Origin of the sequence: Bartonella queenslandensis AUST/NH15 (assembly GCF_000312585.1) — a bacterium.
In the GTDB taxonomy this organism is placed as follows: domain Bacteria; phylum Pseudomonadota; class Alphaproteobacteria; order Rhizobiales; family Rhizobiaceae; genus Bartonella; species Bartonella queenslandensis_A.
Genome location: NZ_HE997985.1, coordinates 59,706 through 66,306, shown reverse-complemented (window position 1 = coordinate 66,306; position 6,601 = coordinate 59,706). Strand labels below are relative to the sequence as shown.

Annotated in this window: 6 protein-coding genes and 1 pseudogene; all 7 read right to left on the bottom strand. The window is 37.0% G+C overall.

Features of this window, described 5'->3' with window-relative positions:
• A pseudogene (locus BN338_RS13935) lies at window positions 1–393 on the bottom strand (restriction endonuclease subunit R); the annotation flags it as partial.
• A gap of 22 nt (window positions 394–415) precedes the next feature.
• Window positions 416–2,056, bottom strand: a complete 1,641-nt coding sequence (locus BN338_RS02330) for a site-specific DNA-methyltransferase (protein ID WP_039758646.1) — start codon at window positions 2,054–2,056, stop codon at window positions 416–418.
• A gap of 59 nt (window positions 2,057–2,115) precedes the next feature.
• Complete coding sequence (locus BN338_RS02325; protein WP_039758644.1) at window positions 2,116–2,517, bottom strand: SUF system Fe-S cluster assembly protein; 402 nt, start codon at window positions 2,515–2,517, stop codon at window positions 2,116–2,118.
• Window positions 2,510–3,754: a cysteine desulfurase gene (locus tag BN338_RS02320; protein ID WP_039758744.1), complete on the bottom strand. Its 1,245-nt coding sequence runs from the start codon at window positions 3,752–3,754 to the stop codon at window positions 2,510–2,512. Before BN338_RS02320 ends, BN338_RS02325 begins: the two co-directional genes overlap by 8 nt.
• 10 nt (window positions 3,755–3,764) lie before the next feature.
• On the bottom strand, window positions 3,765–5,027 hold the full coding sequence (gene sufD, locus BN338_RS02315; protein ID WP_039758642.1) for a Fe-S cluster assembly protein SufD: 1,263 nt from the start codon (window positions 5,025–5,027) through the stop codon (window positions 3,765–3,767).
• 11 nt (window positions 5,028–5,038) lie between these two features.
• A complete protein-coding gene (gene sufC / locus BN338_RS02310) occupies window positions 5,039–5,794 on the bottom strand; it encodes a Fe-S cluster assembly ATPase SufC (protein ID WP_039758640.1) in 756 nt (251 codons plus the stop codon).
• Between the two features lie 155 nt (window positions 5,795–5,949).
• Window positions 5,950–6,601 (bottom strand): SufD family Fe-S cluster assembly protein (locus BN338_RS02305; RefSeq protein ID WP_039758742.1); only part of this gene is annotated, 652 nt, incomplete at its 5' end.

Here is a 6,601-nt window from a genome sequence, read left to right as displayed (position 1 = left end):
CTATTTTCAAACAAACGCTTTTGTCCGTAAAAGTGATGTTCATCTGCGCGAATACCTTTACCGCTTTCATAATCTTCACCCGTAATAATAACGGGTCTATTTGCAATGAATTCACTTATTCCACTGAAAACATACTTTGAACTTTGGGGATTAAAATCCTGTTTTAATTTTTCATAAATAGTCAAATTTGGCGCTAAAACAAAAAGAAGGAAAATTTTGTTCAAAGTCTTGTACAGAAGGATAGAGATTTTTTACCAATTCTAATTCCGCAACCAAATCAGCATTTTTAGAAAGCTCTATATTTTCTAAAATGTTCACCAAAATATTTAACGATTCATGTTGAGGCTCACGCAACGATAAGCGAGCAGAAACTCTTTTTTCAACAGTGTTCATGAAAAACTCCGCTTTTTATATATTATCCAAATAGATCTAATTCTGCTTGCGCATTATCTTTATCTTTGTTGCTTTCTTTGACTTCAATCATTGGTTCAAGGTTGGCTACATTTAAACTGTAATCATCCCTTCCCCATTCGCATTTTTCTAATATTGCACGGGGAATTTTAGTGAGTGTGAGATTCTCAAAAGATGCTGATTTTGCATTAAAGGCGCTACAACAAATTAGCAGGGTACGATGGGAACCTACCTCTTCGCTTATAATACGGAGTTGTTCATGGGTCATGGCACTCGTTGTAACATAAATATAATCTGTTTCCGTTGAATATCCTTGCATCCAATAATAATTTTCGTCCGGTGCATAGGTAAATCCCATATGTTTGCATATGGCTTCTGAAAGCATCGCAGCATTATATTCGCGACTGATAATCCATTGTCCCCATGGATCTTTTTGCAACAGAGAAGGTGCAAGGCGATAATAACGAAACCCACCGCCACCTTGCCAATTGACACTTTTAGAAATTCCCCCTTGATCGGTTCCATCAATGACTTGTTTTAAACGAGGAATAATATGGGTGTGACAATGTTCACCAAGTTCAATCATAATCCACTTGCGGCCCATTTTATGAGAAACAGCACCAGTCGTGCCGGAACCCGCAAAGGAATCTAGGATAAGATCACCGGGACTCGTTGCAAGTTGAATGATGCGTTCCATTAGACGCTCAGGTTTGGGGGTTGTAAATACATTATCAGAATTAAAGACTTTGACTTCTCTTTTGGCATCTTGATTGTGCCCTACTTCCGTATAGGGCCAAATCGTCATTGAAACTATACCATTTTTTACTTCTGATAGAAAACGCTTCAGAGAAGGAACATTGCTTCCTGTTGGACCAAACCAAATACGATTATCTTTCAATAATTCAGAGAATTTCTTTTCACTCATAGCCCAACTTCTGCCATGAGGAGGCATCACTTTTCGTCCAGTAGGTGTGATGATTTCATAAATATCTTTAGGCGTTACTCTTTTTACAGATAAATCTCCAGATTTCCAAGGACCACGCGGATCATTATCAGGATTTTTATAGCGCGCATCCATATCGCTTGAACGAGGAAGTAAGTGAGGGCGCCAAATCGTTTTGTCTTTGGCATAAACCATGATAAAATCATGATTATCAGAAAACCATTTCGTATCATTTTGTGGAGCATATTTCTTTTGCCAAATAATATTGTTGATGAAATTTTGGCGACCAAAAATCTCATCCATCATCACTTTAAGATAGGCTTGTTCATCATCATCAATGGAAATCCAGATACTTCCATCATCTGCAAGCAAATGATGTAATAATTCTAGCCTGTCTCTCATAAGACTGAGCCATATGGAATGTTCCAAACCATCTTCATAATGCTCAAAGGCATTGCCTGTATTATAAGGTGGATCGATGTAGATACATTTTACCTTGCCCGTATATTCTTTTTCAAGTGCTTTGAGTGCAAGCAAATTATCACCAAAAATAAGTTTATTATCAAAAATATCCTGAGATGATATTTGATGCGAGGCATGATAAGACTTTTCAAGATCTTCTAATAAAATACGAGGTTCCAGTTTGGGGCGTGTTTCTTTCCCAATCCAGGTAAGTTCTAATTTTTGTGTATTATAAAGCATGTGATCGTTTTTAAATCTAAATGTTTACGAAAAACGATGTATCCACGAACAGTATTGTGTTAGTACCATCCGACAGCAATTTGTGCTTCTTCTGACATACACTCCGGTGTCCATGGTGGATCAAAAGTCATAGTGACTTCAACATGTGACACGCCTTCAACTGCACTAACTGCGTTTTCTACCCACCTTGGCATTTCACCAGCAACAGGACATCCCGGTGCTGTAAGAGTCATTTCAATTTTTACTGAACGATCATCTTCAATATCAATACGATAAATCAGTCCTAGCTCATAAATATCAGCAGGAATCTCTGGATCATAAACTGTCTTAAGAGCAGCAATAATATCATTCGTCATACGATCAATTTCGTCTGCTGGAATTGCTGATATGTAAGATTTTTTATTTTTGCTTACAGTTTCAACAGATTCTGCAGAATGACGCTCTTCAACTGATTCAGCCATTAAAAAATGTCCTTGTTTCTTTCAATGCTTCTACTAATTGATCTACATCTTCTTGAGTATTATACATAGCAAACGATGCACGACAAATAGATGTTAGACCAAAACGCTGTAATAAAGGCTGTGCACAATGGGTTCCCGCGCGTATTGCAACCCCTTTTCTATCAATAAACATAGCTATATCATGAGCGTGAATTCCTTCAATTGCAAATGATATAATAGCTCCCTTATTTGGAGAATGACCATAAATACGCAATGACTCAACCGTTTTAAGTTTTTCATGCGCATAAGATAAAAGAGACATTTCATGCGCATGAATCGTACTACGACCTTTCTCTTGTATATAATCAATAGCCGCCGCTAATCCAATAGCTTCAGCGATAGGGGGCGTGCCTGCTTCAAAACGATAAGGAGGAGCATTATAAGAAACCTTGTCGGTTGTTACTTCCTCGATCATTTCTCCCCCTCCTTGAAAAGGACGCATTTCCTCTAACCGCTGTTCCTTACCATAAAGAACACCAATACCGGTAGGACCGTAAAGCTTATGACCCGTAAAGACATACCAATCACAATCGAGATCTTGCACATCAACGGTTAAATGTATTGCTCCTTGAGAACCATCAACAAGAACAGGAATAGAATTTTGATGTGCTAACTTAACAATCTCTTTAACGGGAGGCACAGTTCCTAATATATTAGACATATGCGTTATAGCAACAAGCCGCGTTTTTTCGCTTAAAGCCTTTTGAAAATCTTCAATATGCAGAACTCCATTTTCATCGATAGGAATAAAAATAAGTTTAACACCTTTTTGTTCACGAAGAAAATGCCAAGGAATAATATTTGAATGATGCTCCATGATCGTTAGAACAATCTCATCTCCTTCCTTGAGTTTGGACATAGCCCAACCATAAGCAACAGTATTAATAGCTTCCGTCGCATTTTTCGTAAAAACAATTTCCTCAGCTTTTTGAGCATTTAGAAAAACACGAACGGTTTCACGAGAATTTTCATACGATTGTGTTGCTGTATTGGCTAAAAAATACATCCCTCTATGCACATTAGCATAACTATCGTGGTAATAATGATTCATTGCATTGAGTACTGATTGTGGTTTTTGGGCAGAAGCACCACTATCAAGATATGCTAAGCGCTTTCCATAAACTTGATGATGTAAAAGAGGAAAATCACGTCGAATTTCTTCAACATTATAACTAAATGTTTGTACGTTATTTTCCATTTTTTCTCCCTTAAACATTTTTTTCAAGCCATTGACCAATGATGTTCTCCAAAACAGCTTGAATATCATCTTGTTTGATGTCATCAATAAGCTCAGAGATAAATCCTTTAATCAAAAGTGCACGAGCTGTTTTAAATGGGATACCACGTGCCATGAGATAAAAAAGATAATCATGATTAATATTAGCAACTGTTGCACCATGACCACAGGCAACATCATCAGCAAAAATCTCCAATTCAGGCTTTGCGTTAAATTCTGCATTATCCGAAAGGATAAGGCTATTACAAGCCATGCGGGCATCCGTTTTTTGTGCTTTTTGAGCAACACGTATTATTCCTTGAAAAACACCAACAGCCTTATCTGTAACCACATTGCGTATAATTTCGGTTGATGTTGATTTTTCTTCTACGTGACGAACGGTCATTGTAAGATCACTATGGGTTTGTCCTGATAATAAATTTATAACACGTAATTGAAAATCAGATTCTTGCCCCTGTAATTCAATATCGACCTCTTGGCGATTGAGTTGACTTCCTATATTAATGACATAAAGTGATAACTTCGCTCCCCGCGCAAGAATAGCACGCAATCGGCCAAACTGTGTTGAATTAAAACCACGATTGCGAATAAGAATCCACGTAACATCACTATTGGCGGCAATATTTAATGAAAATATTGAACTGACAAAGATATCCTGATCATTGCCAACCTGATGTTCAATAAATATAACTTGACTATTTGTATCAACTTTTATGTCTGAAAAAGTATGGGATTGTCCTCCCATTTGTATATTTTGTAATTCGATAGGTATATTTAACTTTGTATTTTCAGGAATGTGAAACAGCCAACCATCCGTAAAGAAAGCTGTATTTAATTGCCCAATAAAATCCTCATCAGAAATGTTTTGATTGATCTTTACAGAATTGTCTTCTAATGCATCTGAAAGGCGTTTTACTGTAATCTTGTCTACCTTTGACTGCGCCGATGTTTTTCCATTGTTCATAGAAAAAACAGCGCTTTTTGAAAGTAATGGGTCAACCGATTGATTATCATAGGCTTTTGAAAAAGTGCTTACAGATCTTAGTAACGTGCGTAGATTGGTATAATGCCAATTTTCGATTTTACGGGAAGGAAGACGTATCATCTCAAACTGCTCAATCGCTTTCTTGCGAATTTCCCGTACGGCTTTATCACCAGGTAAATCGTCTATATATTGATTGAAATTACTGAGTATATCTTCTTCAACCGCTAACGAGTTTTGTTGTACATTCATATTCAATAACCTCAAACAGCTTCTCTGATAAGATCAGCATACCCATTTTGCTCTAAATAAAGCGCTAAGGATTTATCTCCGCTTTTGATAATTCGTCCTTTATAAAGAACATGTACCGTATCAGGAATAATATAATTAAGCAGCCGTTGATAATGGGTAATCACCAAAAATGAACGCTTTGAATCCCGAAGTTTATTAACACCGTCTGCAACAATTTTTAATGCATCAATATCTAAACCAGAATCCGTTTCATCTAAAATGCAAAGTTTAGGTTCAAGAAGTGCCATTTGTAAAATTTCAGCACGCTTTTTCTCTCCCCCTGAAAAACCCACATTTAATGGACGTTTTAGCATGTCCATATCTATTTCGAGCTTGGCTGAAACATCTTTAACATGTTTTATAAATTCAGGAATTTTAAGCTCTTCATCACCACGCGCTTTGCGTTGAGAATTCATCGCAACTTTTAAAAATTCCATCGTTGCTACCCCTGGTATTTCCATTGGATATTGAAATGCAAGAAAAATACCATATGCCGCACGTTCTGCTGGATCCATTTCTAAAAGTGATTGTCCATTATAGAGAATATCACCTTCTGTTATTTCATAATCATCACGACCAGCAAGCAAATAAGACAAAGTGGACTTTCCGGCGCCATTTTGTCCCATGATAGCGGCAACTTCTCCATCTTGAACCGTCAAGTTTAAACCACGAATAACTTCTGTATCGGTCCCAGCAATACGGGCGCGCAAATTTTTTATCTCTAACATAATTCATCCTGTTCTGGCTGTTTTTTAGATACCAACGCGTGTTACTTTGCCTTAAAAGCTATCTACTTTTGTAAACACCATGGAGGTCATTTTTCGCATTATGTGCTACTATTGCAGCCTTTTTGCATCAAGTTTTCTATTTATCTAAAATAAAACTATCCAACACTACCTTCAAGACTAATGCCAATAAGCTTTTGCGCTTCGACAGCAAATTCCATGGGAAGTTTTTGAATAACCTCTTTTACAAAACCATTGACAATTAATGCAATAGCTTCTTCTTCGGGAATTCCTCTCTGCATAACATAAAAAAGTTGGTCATCAGAAATTTTTGATGTTGTAGCCTCATGTTCAAATTGAGCTGTAGCATTTTTTGCTTCAATATAAGGGACTGTATGAGCACCACAATCATTTCCGATTAATAAACTATCACATTGCGTAAAGTTACGCGCATTTTTTGCTTTTCGATAAGCAGCGACTTGTCCTCGATAAGTATTATTGGAAAATCCAGCAGAAATGCCTTTGGAAATAATACGACTAGATGTATTTTGTCCTAAATGAATCATTTTTGTACCGGAATCAATTTGTTGGTGACCGTTTGCAACGGCGATAGAATAAAATTCTCCACGCGCATTATCACCACGCAATAAGCAAGATGGATATTTCCAAGTAATTGCAGAACCGGTCTCAACTTGTGTCCATGAAATTTTAGAGTTATCTCCTCGACAATCGCCACGCTTCGTCACAAAATTATAAATACCACCCTTTCCATCTTTATCGCCAGGGTACCAATTTTGTACTGTAGAATAT

Bases quoted from the DNA above. Each gene is read 5' to 3' on its own strand.
- BN338_RS02330 (WP_039758646.1), bottom strand. From the start codon at position 2,056: ATGCTTTATAATACACAAAAATTAGAACTTACCTGGATTGGGAAAGAA.
- BN338_RS02325 (WP_039758644.1), bottom strand. From the start codon at position 2,517: ATGGCTGAATCAGTTGAAGAGCGTCATTCTGCAGAATCTGTTGAAACT.
- BN338_RS02320 (WP_039758744.1), bottom strand. From the start codon at position 3,754: ATGGAAAATAACGTACAAACATTTAGTTATAATGTTGAAGAAATTCGA.
- sufD (WP_039758642.1), bottom strand. From the start codon at position 5,027: ATGAATGTACAACAAAACTCGTTAGCGGTTGAAGAAGATATACTCAGT.
- sufC (WP_039758640.1), bottom strand. From the start codon at position 5,794: ATGTTAGAGATAAAAAATTTGCGCGCCCGTATTGCTGGGACCGATACA.